Genomic DNA, 12,969 nt, shown 5'->3' with positions numbered 1-12,969 from the left:
AGCAGTCCATGAATACAGTGCCCTCGACTTCCCGCCCGCAACTGGTGTATCTGGTTTTCGGTGCCCAGACCTACCATCAGGAAGCCGTCTTCAGTATCGCCAGCGCCTTGGCTTTTCTGCAGGACACCCCGGACGCCGTCGTGGACATCCAGGTATTCAGCGACAACCCCGAACCCTATCGCCTGCTGCCGGTACGCGTGCGCCCGCTGGACGACGCCACCCGCAAACGCTGGAGCGAGCCCCACGGCTATCACTTCCGCACCAAACACGTGGTGCTGCGCCAGGTGCTGGAAGAGTCGTCGACAGCCCTGCTGATCGACACCGACACCTTCTTCCACCATTCGCCCACAGCCCTGTTCGAGCGCGTGCAACCCGGCACTCTGCTGTGCAACGCCTTCTACACCAAGTACGGCGACAATCACGAAAGCATCCTCTATAGCGCCCTGCACCAGCGCCTGCTGGACATGGGCGTGGCCGACGATGACATGATGACCCTCAACTCCGGCGTCATCGGCCTGACGCAACAGGACGCGCACATCCTCGATCACTCCATCGAGTTGATGGATGAACTGTTCCCCCACGCCCAGGGCGCCTACACCCTGGAAGAGTTCTGCCTGTCGATCGCCGCCTACCGCACCGTGAATGTGCGCGAGTGCCCGGACCTGATCCACCATTACTGGAGCCGCAAGCAGCTGTTCCGCGCCAAGGTCAAGGCGTGGATCGCCAAGCATGCGGCCGCCCCCACCAGCGCGCAGGCCCTGGCCGACACGCGTCAGGTTTCCTCGCACCTACCGCGCCCGCCGCGCTTGCAGCGCCTGATGTACAAACTGATCACCCTGCTCTTGCCCAAGCACCAGCAGCAGTTCATCCGCGAAGTTCTCTACGGTTGCTACGAGCACGAGAACGAGTTCGACCAGGCGTGTGGCCCGGTGTGGTGGGACAAGGCGCGGCAGAATCAGGAAGAGCGCCAGCAACGTCCGCTCGACGCCCACCAACTGGAGCACTGGTTCGCCAACCCGGTGGTCAGGCTGATTCTGGGCGAGCGGCGCAGCGCGATCTACGAACATTTGATAACCTCGCCCGCCAAATAACGATCCTTGCAGATGCGCGTGCCAGAGCTTCTCTTTCATTCAGGAGCATCGTAACCTCAGGCCATGTCCGCCCTTCTGAAGCTGTTGACTGCGACTCTTTTTACTTGCCTGAGCCTGGCCGCTCACGGCGAGAAATTGCGCATCGTCACCGAACCGTGGGCGCCTTACGTGTATGACGACAACGGCACGATGCGCGGGCTGGACTATGAAACCACGGTGATCGTGTTCCAGCGCCTGGGCGTCGATGTGCAGTGGCAATTCCTGCCGTGGAAACGCTGCCTGGCGATGCTCGAACAAGGCCACGCCGACGGCGCGCTGGACATTTTCCACAGCCATGAGCGCGATGCCCTGCTGCTGTACCCCAGCGAACCGCTGTCGGAAGTGGAGTTCGTGCTGTTCTACGCCAATGAGCGGCCCCACCCGGTCCAGACCCTCGACGAGTTGCGCGGGCTGACCGTGGGCACCTCGCCGGGTTACCTGTACGGCGCCGAATTCAGTGAGTCCAGCGTGTTCCAACGCGAGCCGGCGCCGAGTCATGAAGCGAACTTCGGCAAATTGCTGCTTGGCCGCATCGATCTGCTGGTGACTGACCGCAGGGTCGGCCAGCATGTGATCGCGGCCTTGGGCCTGGAAGGCCAGGTCAGCCAGGCGCCCGCCGTGATCCGCCGCCAGCAGCAGTTCCTTGCCGTGCGCCGTGGCGCGGGCATGGACCTGCTGGTGCAGCGCTTTGCCGCCGAACTCAAGCGTTTCAAGCAAGAGCCGGCCTACGCCGCCTTGAGCGCCAAATATGGTGGTATTCAAAGCGCAGCGGCGCCGATTACACTGCACGAACACACCGTTGAGCAGCAGGAAAGCAGCGCGCGGTGATTGCTCTGTTATACTCGGACCTTCCCGCCAGGCTTACGCCCGGCCGCTGAGGTCTTGAAAAAGACACCCAACCCAGCTACTGCGCAGCTTTGCGGCCCGCGCGAGCCATTGGAGTGTCCGCCAGACGCAGCAGGACCGGACGGGGTTGCGCTCCCCTAAGCGCCATTCACGCCCGGCAAGATTATCCCTTTGGGCCAAGCCCTAACTAAAACAGGATTACTCATGTCCTTTGCTTCCCTCGGTCTCTCCGAGGCTTTAGTCCGCGCCATCGAGGCAGCGGGCTATACCGAGCCTACTCCGGTGCAACAGCGGGCTATTCCCGCCGTGTTGCAAGGTCGCGACCTGATGGTTGCGGCTCAGACAGGTACTGGTAAAACCGGCGGCTTCGCCCTCCCGATTCTGGAGCGGTTGTTCCCCAATGGTCACCCGGACAAGTCCCAGCGTCATGGCCCGCGCCAACCGCGCGTACTGGTCCTGACCCCTACCCGCGAACTCGCCGCCCAAGTGCACGACAGCTTCAAGCTGTATGCCCGCGACCTGAAGTTCGTCAGCGCCTGCATCTTCGGCGGCGTCGGCATGAACCCACAGGTTCAGGCCATGTCCCGTGGCGTTGACGTCCTCGTCGCCTGCCCGGGTCGCCTGCTCGACCTGTGCGGCCAAGGCAGCGTCGATTTGTCCCACGTGGAAATCCTCGTGCTCGACGAAGCCGACCGCATGCTCGACATGGGCTTTGTCCATGACGTGAAAAAGGTCCTCGCCCGCCTGCCGGCCAAACGTCAGAACCTGCTGTTCTCGGCAACGTTCTCCAACGACATCACCGCCCTGGCCGGCAAGTTGCTGCACAACCCGGAGCGCATCGAGGTCACGCCGCCGAACACCACGGTCGAGCGTATCGAACAACGCGTGTTCCGCCTGGCCGCCAGCCACAAGCGTTCGTTGCTGGCGCACCTGATCACCCACGGCGCGTGGGAACAAGTGCTGGTGTTCACCCGCACCAAGCACGGCGCCAACCGCCTGGCCGAGTACCTGGACAAGCACGGCCTCACCGCCGTCGCCATCCACGGCAACAAGAGCCAGAACGCGCGCACCAAAGCGCTGGCCGACTTCAAGGCCGGTGAAGTACGCATCCTGGTGGCCACCGATATCGCCGCACGCGGCCTGGATATCGACCAACTGCCGCACGTGGTCAACTTCGAGCTGCCTAACGTCGACGAAGACTACGTACACCGTATCGGCCGTACCGGCCGTGCCGGTCGTTCGGGCGAAGCCATCTCCCTGGTTGCGCCGGACGAAGAAAAACTGCTGAAAAGCATCGAGCGCATGACCAAGCAGAAAATCGCCGACGGCGACCTGATGGGCTTCGATGCCAGCACCGTTGAGGCCGAGAAGCCTGAGGTGCGCGAGCGTCCGGACGTGCGTAACCCACGCAACCCACGCGGTCCGAAGGGCGATGGCCCGAACGGCGGCGGTGGTGGTGGCGGTCGTCGCGACAAGGGCAAGGACAAGGGCGGCAAGGAAAAAGCGCCGACCAACGGCCGTGGCGAACGCCCGGCCCGCGAGCAGAAGCCCCGCGAAGGCACCCCGGCCCGCGAACAGCGTCAGCCGAGCCAGCCAAGCCAGCCAAGCCAGCCGCCACGCGCCAGCGCCGACCGCGCGCCGGACGAGTTCCTCGACGACGATGTGGATAACTTCGGTAACCGCGTCGACTACGTGCCCCAGGCCAAACCGGCCCAGGGCCGTGGCCGTCGTCCAGGCGCTCCGGCTCCGGGCGCTGGCACTGGCGCACCGCGTGGCGGCCAGCCACAGGGCGCGCGTCAGAACGGCCCGCGCAACAGCAGCGGCGGCACCACCGGTACGCCACCGGCCAAGCGCAGCGGCCCGCGTAACGGCGCACCGCGTGATGGCCAGGCGCGTCGCGAAGACTCGCGCAGCAACAACCGCCGCCCGGCCCGTGACGACCAGCCACGCTTGTCCGAGCCAGCGGTGCAGAACCCGCGCGGCGGCCCTGCGCCGAAGATCATCCACAAGGAGTCGAAAGCCGACCGCTTCCCGACACCGGAGCAACTGGATCAGTTGCCAGGCCGTCCTCGTGGTGAAAAACCAGCGCTGCTGACCCGCAACCGCGAAGCATAAAAAAAAACCCGTATCGCGAGATACGGGTTTTTTTGCCTGTAGGAGCGAGCTTGCTCGCGAAGGTCGTCAACGATAACGCTGGCAGCCTGAAAAAACGCGGTGTCTCTACGTTTTTCGCGAGCAAGCTCGCTCCAACAAGTGAAGCGTTACTTCGCTTTCACACCTTCAAACGTCACGTACAGCTCAACATTGTTGGACGCTGGGCCCAGGTCCATCTGCTTGCCGAAGTCTTGGCGATTGAAGCTGGTGATGCCTTCAAAACCGGCACGGTAGCCGCCCCATGGATCCTTGCCTTCACCCAGGAAGGTGGCCTTGACGACGATCGGCTTGGTCACGCCGTGCAGGGTCAGGTCACCGGTCACGTCGGCAGTGACTTGGCCCGCAGCATTCTTACCGGTGGTTTTAACACTGGTGGAGACGAACTTGGCATCGGCAAACTTGCCAACGTCCAGGAAGTCTTTGCTGGAGATGTGCTTGTCACGTTCAGCGTGGTTGGTGAACACGCTGGCGGTGCGGACGTTGAACTCAATCTTGCTGTCTTCAGGCTTGGCGGCATCGAAGCTGAACTTGCCGTCCAGGTCCTTGAACGTACCGGTGATGAAGCTGTAGCCCAAGTGGCTGATCTTGAAGTCGACGAAGGCGTGCTGGCCTTCTTTGTCGACAACATAGTCAGCGGCCATCACCTGGCCTGCGGACAGCAGAGCAGAACCGATTGCCAGAGCAGCGAGTGTCTTTTTCAACATGCTTTCTATTCCTTGTGAGTCGAGGTTGAACATCAGGCTTTGCGCCCCAGCATTCGCGTGAGGGTCGCATCACGATCGATAAAGTGGTGTTTCAACGCGGCCACGCCGTGCAGGCCGGCGAAAACCACCAGCACCCAGGCGAGGTACAGATGCACCACGCCTGCGGTGTCTGCCTGGTCCGGCAAGCCGGAAACCAAGGCAGGAATCTCAAACAGGCCAAACACCGGGATACCCACACCGTCCGCGGTGGAAATCAGGTAACCGGCGATCATCACGGCAAACAAGCCGACATAAAGGAACCCATGGCCAAATGCAGCACCGATCCGCGTCAGCCGGCTGTAGCTGGCCAGCGCCGGTGGCGGCGGGCTGATCAGGCGCCAGACGATACGCACCAGCATGATGGCGAACAGCGTGATGCCTATGCTTTTGTGCAGATCCGGCGCGTCTTTGCGCCATGCGCTGTAGTAGTCGAGACCGACCATCCACAAGCCCAGGGCGAACAGACCAAACACCACCAGGGCCACGCCCCAGTGCAATACCATGCTGACCCAGCCGTAGCGGGCTGGTGAGTTACGTAGCTGCATGTACTTAATCCCGTAAGAACTGTGCTCAAGACTAACGATTTACCTATCGAATTAAAGCGCAATTTTTTGCTTTGAAATATCGAGAAATATGATCATAAGCCTAGGCAAAATACGTTAACGAGGGATTAAGACTATTCCTAAGAAACGTGACAGACCGTCCTGTGTTTACTGCGAATTGCCCCACAATGGCTTGTGACACGGGCCTCCATTGCATAGGCTTGCGCGATTGTTTCACCTGCGCCGGGCGCAGGACCGCTTCGAGGAGATAGACGATGGGCTTGAACAACCAGTGGATGCAACGCGACCTTGCGGTGCTGTGGCATCCCTGCACCCAGATGAAAGACCACCAGCAACTGCCGCTGATCCCGATCAAGCGCGGTGAAGGCGTGTGGCTGGAAGACTTCGAAGGCAAGCGCTACCTCGACGCCGTCAGCTCCTGGTGGGTCAACGTGTTCGGCCACGCCAACCCGCGCATCAACCAACGCATCAAAGACCAGGTCGACCAGCTGGAACACGTGATCCTCGCCGGTTTCAGCCACCAGCCGGTGATCGAACTGTCCGAGCGCCTGGTGGCGATGACGCCCGCAGGCCTGACCCGGTGCTTCTACGCCGATAACGGTTCGTCGTGCATCGAAGTCGCGTTGAAGATGAGCTTTCACTATTGGCTCAACCGCGGCCTGCCGAACAAAAAACGCTTCGTCACCCTGACCAACAGCTACCACGGCGAAACCATCGCCGCGATGTCGGTGGGCGACGTGCCGCTGTTCACCGAAACCTACAAAGCGCTGCTGCTCGACACCATCAAGGTGCCAAGCCCGGACTGCTACCTGCGCCCCGAGGGCATGAGCTGGGAAGAACACTCGCGCAACATGTTCCTGGCCATGGAACAGACCCTGGCGGACAACCACGACACAGTCGCCGCCGTAATCGTCGAACCGCTGATCCAGGGCGCCGGCGGCATGCGTATGTACCACCCGGTATACCTCAAGCTGCTGCGCGAAGCCTGCGACCGCTACGGCGTACACCTGATCCACGACGAAATCGCCGTGGGCTTCGGCCGCACCGGCAGCATGTTCGCCTGCGAACAGGCCGGCATCCGCCCGGACTTCCTGTGCCTGTCCAAGGCCCTCACCGGCGGCTACCTGCCGCTGGCGGCGGTGGTCACCACCGAAGATGTCTACAGCGCCTTCTACGACGACTACCCGACCCTGCGCGCCTTCCTGCATTCCCACAGCTACACCGGCAACCCGCTGGCGTGCGCAGCGGCCCTGGCGACCCTGGATATTTTCGAAGAAGACAACGTCATCGAAAACAACAAGGCCCTGGCCCAGCGCATGGCCACGGCCACCGCGCACCTGGCGGACCACCCCCATGTGTCGGAAGTGCGCCAGACCGGCATGGTGCTGGCCATCGAGATGGTCCAGGACAAAGCCACCAAGACCGCCTACCCCTGGCAGGAACGCCGTGGCCTGAAGGTGTTCGAGCACGCCCTGGCGCGCGGCGCGCTGCTGCGGCCGTTGGGCAGCGTGGTGTACTTCCTGCCGCCGTATGTGATTACGCCGGAGCAGATCGACTTTTTGGCGGAAGTGGCCAGCGAAGGGATCGATATCGCCACCAACAGCAAGGTGAGCGTTGCCGTGCCCAAAGACTTCCACCCAGGCTTTCGCGATCCAGGTTGATTTGCCCTTCAAGCTTTGTATTTTTTCCAGAGAACAGACATGAGACTGTCCCGCTTTTTCACCGACACCCCGCTGAGCCTCGGCGATCACGAATTGCCTGAAGCCCAGGCGCACTACATCAGCCGCGTGCTGCGCATGGGCGAAGGCGATGCCGTGCAACTGTTCGACGGTTCCGGCCAGGAGTTTCGCGGCACGTTGCTGGAGGTCGGTAAAAAACACGTCAGCGTGCAACTGACCGAGCAATTCGCCGGGCAGGCCGAATCGCCGCTGCACATTCACCTCGGCCAGGGCCTGTCCCGCGGCGAGCGGATGGATTGGGCGATTCAGAAAGCCACCGAACTGGGCGTCAACGCCATCACGCCGATTTTCAGCGAACGCTGCGAAGTGCGCCTCAAGGACGAACGCGCCGACAAACGCCTGCTGCACTGGCGCCAGGTGGCAATCAGCGCCTGCGAGCAATGCGGGCGCTCGACGGTGCCGGTGATTCATCCACCGCTGCTACTGGCCGATTGGCTGAAGCAGACCGAGGCGGACCTGAAGCTGGTGCTGCACCCGGTGGCCGAGCCGATGGTCAGCCATGCCAAGCCATCGAGCCTGGCGTTCCTGATCGGGCCCGAAGGCGGCTTGACCGACCCTGAAGTCGACACCGCCCAAGACGCCGGCTTCCACGCCGCCCGCCTCGGCCCGCGCGTGTTGCGCACCGAAACCGCGCCGGTCGTCGCGCTGGCCGTCGCCCAACAACTGTGGGGCGACTTCTGACCGGCCCGAGGAGCGGGTTTATTCCACCGGGTCGCTGACCGGGGTGGCGAAGATCGCCTTCAACTCGGCGGTCATCGGAAACTCCAGGTTCAGGCCCTTCGGTGGGATCGGCTGTTCAAACCAGCGCCGGTAAATCCCGTTGATCTCACCGGTACGGTACAGATCGCCCAAGGTGTCGTTGACCACCGCGAGAAACTGCGGATCGTCCTTGCGCACCATGCAGCTGTAGATTTCCCGCGACTGCTCCTCGCCCACCACCACCCAGCGATGCGGGTCCCTGGCCTTGGCGCGCTCGCCGTAGAGCAACGCATCGTCCATATAGAACGCGGCTGCGCGGCCGGTCTCGAGCATCTTGAAGGCTTCGCCGTGGTCCTTGGCGCTGATCACCGACAGGTTGCCGTTGTGCTCAGCGTTGTAACTTTTGAGAAAGCGTTCGTTGGTGGTGCCGGCGGTCGTCACCACGTTCTTGCCCTTGAGGTCGGCGAAGCCTTGGATGCCGCTGTCTTTCGCCGTCAGCAGTTGCCCCTTCACGTAGATGAAGCCGTAGGAAAACGCCACCTGCTTCTGCCGCTCGGCGGTCACTCCGGTAGAACCGCACTCCAGGTCGACGGTGCCGTTCTGCACCAGCGGGATACGGGTCTGGGAAGTCACCAGGTTGTACTTCACGCTAAGGTTGGCCACCCCGGTTTTCTGCTGGATGCGCTCGACAATCTTGTTGGCCAGGTCCACCGAATAGCCCATGGGCTTGCCGCTCTGGTCGCCCACGTAGGAAAACGGCACCGACGCATCGCGATAACCCAAGGTGATGGACTTGGTGCTGGCGATCTTACTCAACGTGCCCTCTGCCGGCGGTTCATTCGCCTGAACCGGCGCGCCGAACAAAAGCCCCAGGGTGCAACCGGTCAACAGGATTTTTCTCATTGTTATTCTCCGTTGGTGTGTGACGATTCAAGCGGCGCGGGGCGCCAGGCCCTGCATATCAATCGATGGCAGGTGCTGGCCGATCAGTTCGGCCAGCAGTTGGCCGCTGCCGCAGGCCAGGGTAAAACCGAGCGCGCCGTGGCCCAGGTTCAGCCACAGGTTGCGATAGGCACTGGCGCCGATCAGCGGCACCCCGGTCGGCGTGGCGGGACGCATGCCGGCCCATTCGACCGCATGGGCGTAGTCGCCGGCCAAGGGGAATGTCTCGACCGCCTGGCGCCTGATCAACGCGAGCCGCTTGGGCTCGAGGCCGGCGTCGAAACCGACGATATCGACCATCGCCGCCACCCGCAATTGCTCGCCGATCCGGGCGTACACGATCTTGCGGTCGTAGTCGGTGATGCTCACATTCGGCGCCCGATGCTGCGCGCCAATCGGCACGCTCAGGCTGTAGCCCTTGAGCGGATACAGCGGCAGCGCCAGCCCCGGCAACCCCAACTCAGCGCTGCGATGCCCGGCGGCGAGGACCAGTTGCTCGATCGGCATCACCTCCTCGCCCAACTCGATGGCCTGCACCGCACCGGCGCTGTGACGGATCCCGGTGACCTTGCGCCCCAGCAAGAAGCGACAATGCCCCGACGCTTGCAGGCGCGCCGCCAGGCGTTGGCAGAAGGCGTGACAATCGGCCACTTCCTCGTTCGGCGTGTAGATCCCACCGACAAAACCACCGCTCGCCAGCGCCGGCTCCAGGCGAGTGCAATCGGCCGCCGACAGCACCTGCTGTTGCAGGATATCCGTGACCTTGCGGCGCGCATGCTCGAAGGTGTCGGCGTTGCGAAACGTCACCAGCTTGCCGTTGCGCCGCCAGTCGAAGCCGTCCAGGCGATCATCCTCGCGCCACTGCTGCAAGGTGGCCTGGCTCAGGCTCGCCAGGCGCAGCAAGTGGGCGGCATTGCGCCGGTTCACCGAGCCACGGCAGGCACCGAGGAATGCCGCCATCCAGCGCCATTGCTGCGGGTCGAGGCGCGGGCGCAGCTTCAATGGCGAATCACCGCGCAGCAGCCAGCCAAGCGCTTGCAGCGGCACCCCGGCATCGGCCAGCGGCGCAACGTAGCGATACGACAACTGCCCACCGTTGGCGAAACTGGTTTCGCGGCCCAGGGTGTCGCGCGCGTCGATCAGCGTCACGTCATGCCCGGCGCGCACCAGCGCGTAGGCGCTTGCCAGGCCGATGACCCCACCCCCGATGATACAAACCTGCCTGGCCATCCCCGCTCCTCGCCGTTGAATAAGACGGCTCAAGCGTAGGGGCAGGTGACAGGCCCGCGACAATGAATAAAGATGGGTCACCTATAAGCAAAGGTTATGGACTCGCCATGCGCTTGCGTCATATCGAAATCTTCCAGGCCATCCGCCAGACCGGCTCCATCAGCGCCGCCGCGCAATTGCTGCACGTCTCGCAGCCGGCGGTGAGCAAAGTGTTGCAGCACGCCGAGTTGCAACTGGGCTTCCCGCTGTTTCTGCGCGTGCGCGGCAAATTGCAGCCCACGCCGGAAGCCCTGGCGTTGGAACGCGAAGTCGAGAAAGTCAGCGAAAGCCTGCAAGGCGTAAGGCGCCTGGCCAAGAGTCTGCGCCGGTCGCCGGCGCAGAGTGTGCGGATCGGTGCGATCCCGGCGCTGGCGCTGTCGTTGCTGCCACCGGCGATTCTGCAGTGGAAGCGCGCTTACCCGGACATCGCCTGCGAACTGTCCAGCGACCATAGCCGCGAGTTGGTGCAGAAGCTGTTGATGCGCGAAATCGACCTGGCGCTGACCCTCAACTTCGCCGGCCACCCGGGGCTCACCACCCAAGTGCTGGCCAACGGAGCCTTGGTCGCGCTGGCGTCCAAGGGCTATTGGAGCGACGCGCAAACCCACCAGCCGCTGCCGTTGGCGGAGCTGGCGGGAGCGCCGTTGATTGGCCTGTCCAGCGCCGACCCATTGGCGGCAAAGCTCGACAGTTACCTGGAGAAAGTCGACCCGCCACCACGGGTGAGCCTCTCGGTGCAGACCTACTCCCTGGCTCGTGCGATGGTGGAATCCGGCGCCGGCCTGACCGTCATCGACCCCTTCACCGCCCTCGGCGCGTCGACGGCGACCACCTGCATCCGCACGCTCACACCGCCGCTGCCGATCACCCTGTACGCCCTGACCCGCGCCGACGAACCGCCGCCGCACATGTTGGCCAACCTGCTGCAGATCTTCGGTGAACGTGCCCGGGAGCTGCTCGAACGCCTGTGAGAACGCCGAGGACTCCATGTGGGAGGGGGCTTGCCCCCGATGGCTGTGGTTCAGCCAGCATATTTGCCAACTGACACACCGCCATCGGGGGCAAGCCCCCTCCCACATTTTTTAGACCGCGTCGTGCGTTAGAGCACGTAATGCATGATCGCCACGAAATGCAGCAAACTGCCGCCGATCACAAACAGATGCCAGATCCCATGGGAATGCCGCAGGCGGTCCTCCAGGGCAAAAAAGATAATGCCGACGGTGTACAACACCCCGCCCGCCGCCAGCCAGATAAACCCCGCCGTGCCCAGCGCGGCGATCAGCGGCTTGACCGCCACCAGCACGATCCAGCCCATCACCGCATAGATCACGATCGACAGAACCCGTGCTTCAGAACGCGGTTTGATCTCCTGCAGAATGCCGATCACCGCCAGCCCCCACACGATCCCGAACAACGTCCAGCCCCACGGCCCTCTTAAACTGACCAGGCAAAACGGCGTGTAACTGCCGGCGATCAACAGGTAGATCGAAAAGTGATCGACCTTCTGCATGATCGCTTTTCGCCGCCCCTGCACGCTGTGATACACCGTCGACGCGCTGTACAGCACCATCAACGTAAACCCATAAATCGCCACGCTGACAATCTTCCAGGGGCTGCCGTCCAGGCTCGCCACCACCAACATCCACACCGCGCCCACACACGCCGCGACTGCACCGAGCAAATGGCTCCAGGCGTTGAATCGTTCCCCGTGGTACATCTGTCACTGACCTCCCGTAACCGTTGACCGCTGGCTGACAAGCGTCCCGCCTTGCGCATAAGAGTGCAAGGGCCTTATGACGTTCCGGCGACGCCGCACGGTTTTGCGGGCACAATCGGCAGCATTCGAACAAGAGCCACGGCCATGTTGATCGACGAAGAGTTCACCCTCAAAAAACTGGAAATCTTCCTGGCCTTCATGCGTACCGGCAACCTAGCCCGCGCCGCTGCCGAGCTGCAAACCAGCAACGTCAGCGTACACCGCGCCATCCACTCCCTGGAGAACGCCCTGCGCTGCCCGCTGTTCAAGCATGAAGGCCGCAACCTCACCCCGCTGGAAAGCGCCTACGTGCTCGAAGAGCGCGCACAAAAGCTGGTGCAGGACGCAGTCGACAGCATCCGCCTGACCCGTGAAGCCGCCGGCTTCTCCGCCGAACGCTTCAAGCTCGGCTCGCTGTATTCGCTGACGGTGAAAACCGTGCCGCAACTGATCATGGGCCTGAAACTGCGCCGCAGCGAACTCAACATCGACCTGATCCTCGGCTCCAACTTCGACCTGCTGTATAAGCTCAAGAACATGGAAGTCGACGCGATCCTGATCTCCCTCGACGAACGCGCCAACGACCCCGATTGCGAACAGATCGCGTTGTTCTCCGACGACATCTTCCTCGCCACGCCCGCCGACTCGCCCTTCGACCGCGACCAGCAGATCGACCTGGCCGACGTGCGCGACGCCACGTTCATCACCCTCACCCAAGGCTTCGCCACCCACCAGGACGGCAACCGTGTGTTCAAGCAAGCGGGGTTCGAGCCGAAGGTGGCGATGCAGGTCAATGACATCTTCACCCTGCTGAGCATGGTCAGTTCGGGGGTCGGTTATGCGCTGCTGCCGGGGCGGATTGCGGCGGTGTATGAGAACCGCGTGAAGCTGATACCGCTGCAACCCCGGTATCGGTTGCAGCAGCATATCGGGGTGGTGTTCTTGAAGGCCAAGGAGCGTGATCCGAATTTGCTGGCGTTGTTGGCCGAATGTCGGATGTATGCCAATCGGCAGGTGACAGCCTGACAGACCGTTATCGGGGGCAAGCCCCCTCCCACATTGAAACGCACTCCAAATGTGGGAGGGGGCTTGCCCCCGATAGCGCCAGACCAATCACCGCAACACCCC

At 62.7% G+C, this 12,969-nt stretch carries 12 protein-coding genes; 7 read left to right on the top strand and 5 right to left on the bottom strand.

Annotated features, from left to right (window positions below):
- Positions 1–8: 8 nt before the first annotated feature.
- The 3 genes from C5F70_RS26740 to C5F70_RS26730 all read left to right on the top strand — a co-directional run bounded on the left by C5F70_RS26740 (position 9) and on the right by C5F70_RS26730 (position 4,091).
- Positions 9–1,091 (top strand): hypothetical protein, encoded by a 1,083-nt coding sequence (locus tag C5F70_RS26740; RefSeq protein ID WP_104904312.1) that lies wholly within the window; start codon positions 9–11, stop codon positions 1,089–1,091.
- A 63-nt stretch (positions 1,092–1,154) separates the two neighbouring features.
- Entirely contained in the window at positions 1,155–1,958 is an 804-nt protein-coding gene (locus C5F70_RS26735) for an ABC transporter substrate-binding protein (protein WP_017844970.1), read from the top strand.
- Positions 1,959–2,180: 222 nt separating this feature from the next.
- Complete coding sequence (locus C5F70_RS26730) at positions 2,181–4,091, top strand: DEAD/DEAH box helicase (protein ID WP_079444860.1); 1,911 nt, start codon at positions 2,181–2,183, stop codon at positions 4,089–4,091.
- A 146-nt stretch (positions 4,092–4,237) separates the two neighbouring features.
- Here the strand turns inward: C5F70_RS26730 and C5F70_RS26725 are convergent, their stop codons facing one another.
- Positions 4,238–4,834 (bottom strand): YceI family protein, encoded by a 597-nt coding sequence (locus C5F70_RS26725; protein WP_104904311.1) that lies wholly within the window; start codon positions 4,832–4,834, stop codon positions 4,238–4,240.
- Positions 4,835–4,866: 32 nt separating this feature from the next.
- Positions 4,867–5,418 (bottom strand): cytochrome b, encoded by a 552-nt coding sequence (locus C5F70_RS26720; protein WP_017844973.1) that lies wholly within the window; start codon positions 5,416–5,418, stop codon positions 4,867–4,869.
- 272 nt (positions 5,419–5,690) lie between these two features.
- On the opposite strand from C5F70_RS26720, the gene C5F70_RS26715 reads away from it, so the two are divergent.
- A complete protein-coding gene (locus C5F70_RS26715; RefSeq protein WP_057003944.1) occupies positions 5,691–7,097 on the top strand; it encodes an adenosylmethionine--8-amino-7-oxononanoate transaminase in 1,407 nt (468 codons plus the stop codon).
- A gap of 39 nt (positions 7,098–7,136) precedes the next feature.
- Complete coding sequence (locus C5F70_RS26710) at positions 7,137–7,856, top strand: 16S rRNA (uracil(1498)-N(3))-methyltransferase (protein ID WP_017844975.1); 720 nt, start codon at positions 7,137–7,139, stop codon at positions 7,854–7,856.
- 18 nt (positions 7,857–7,874) lie between these two features.
- Here the strand turns inward: C5F70_RS26710 and C5F70_RS26705 are convergent, their stop codons facing one another.
- Both C5F70_RS26705 and C5F70_RS26700 read right to left on the bottom strand, forming a co-directional pair.
- A complete protein-coding gene (locus tag C5F70_RS26705; RefSeq protein WP_102617729.1) occupies positions 7,875–8,777 on the bottom strand; it encodes a transporter substrate-binding domain-containing protein in 903 nt (300 codons plus the stop codon).
- A gap of 27 nt (positions 8,778–8,804) precedes the next feature.
- A complete protein-coding gene (locus C5F70_RS26700) occupies positions 8,805–10,046 on the bottom strand; it encodes a D-amino acid dehydrogenase (protein ID WP_104904310.1) in 1,242 nt (413 codons plus the stop codon).
- A 107-nt stretch (positions 10,047–10,153) separates the two neighbouring features.
- Between C5F70_RS26700 and C5F70_RS26695 the strand changes: the two genes are divergently transcribed.
- On the top strand, positions 10,154–11,056 hold the full coding sequence (locus C5F70_RS26695; RefSeq protein WP_057003947.1) for a LysR family transcriptional regulator: 903 nt from the start codon (positions 10,154–10,156) through the stop codon (positions 11,054–11,056).
- A 128-nt stretch (positions 11,057–11,184) separates the two neighbouring features.
- Here the strand turns inward: C5F70_RS26695 and C5F70_RS26690 are convergent, their stop codons facing one another.
- Positions 11,185–11,802 carry a hemolysin III family protein gene (locus tag C5F70_RS26690; RefSeq protein ID WP_017844979.1) on the bottom strand — a complete coding sequence of 206 codons (618 nt, stop codon included), beginning with the start codon at positions 11,800–11,802 and terminating at the stop codon, positions 11,185–11,187.
- Positions 11,803–11,946: 144 nt separating this feature from the next.
- On the opposite strand from C5F70_RS26690, the gene C5F70_RS26685 reads away from it, so the two are divergent.
- Positions 11,947–12,867: a LysR substrate-binding domain-containing protein gene (locus C5F70_RS26685; protein WP_017844980.1), complete on the top strand. Its 921-nt coding sequence runs from the start codon at positions 11,947–11,949 to the stop codon at positions 12,865–12,867.
- The last annotated feature ends 102 nt before the right edge of the window (positions 12,868–12,969 follow it).

The organism is Pseudomonas sp. LH1G9 (assembly GCF_002949975.1).
Lineage (GTDB): Bacteria > Pseudomonadota > Gammaproteobacteria > Pseudomonadales > Pseudomonadaceae > Aquipseudomonas > Aquipseudomonas veronii.
Note: the sequence above shows the minus strand (reverse complement) of the source record. Positions and strands in the feature narration are given on the sequence as shown.

Bases quoted from the DNA above. Each gene is read 5' to 3' on its own strand.
- C5F70_RS26690 (WP_017844979.1), bottom strand. From the start codon at position 11,802: ATGTACCACGGGGAACGATTCAACGCCTGGAGCCATTTGCTCGGTGCA.
- C5F70_RS26695 (WP_057003947.1), top strand. From the start codon at position 10,154: ATGCGCTTGCGTCATATCGAAATCTTCCAGGCCATCCGCCAGACCGGC.
- C5F70_RS26710 (WP_017844975.1), top strand. From the start codon at position 7,137: ATGAGACTGTCCCGCTTTTTCACCGACACCCCGCTGAGCCTCGGCGAT.
- C5F70_RS26735 (WP_017844970.1), top strand. From the start codon at position 1,155: ATGTCCGCCCTTCTGAAGCTGTTGACTGCGACTCTTTTTACTTGCCTG.
- C5F70_RS26700 (WP_104904310.1), bottom strand. From the start codon at position 10,046: ATGGCCAGGCAGGTTTGTATCATCGGGGGTGGGGTCATCGGCCTGGCA.
- C5F70_RS26685 (WP_017844980.1), top strand. From the start codon at position 11,947: ATGTTGATCGACGAAGAGTTCACCCTCAAAAAACTGGAAATCTTCCTG.
- C5F70_RS26715 (WP_057003944.1), top strand. From the start codon at position 5,691: ATGGGCTTGAACAACCAGTGGATGCAACGCGACCTTGCGGTGCTGTGG.
- C5F70_RS26725 (WP_104904311.1), bottom strand. From the start codon at position 4,834: ATGTTGAAAAAGACACTCGCTGCTCTGGCAATCGGTTCTGCTCTGCTG.
- C5F70_RS26705 (WP_102617729.1), bottom strand. From the start codon at position 8,777: ATGAGAAAAATCCTGTTGACCGGTTGCACCCTGGGGCTTTTGTTCGGC.
- C5F70_RS26720 (WP_017844973.1), bottom strand. From the start codon at position 5,418: ATGCAGCTACGTAACTCACCAGCCCGCTACGGCTGGGTCAGCATGGTA.
- C5F70_RS26740 (WP_104904312.1), top strand. From the start codon at position 9: ATGAATACAGTGCCCTCGACTTCCCGCCCGCAACTGGTGTATCTGGTT.
- C5F70_RS26730 (WP_079444860.1), top strand. From the start codon at position 2,181: ATGTCCTTTGCTTCCCTCGGTCTCTCCGAGGCTTTAGTCCGCGCCATC.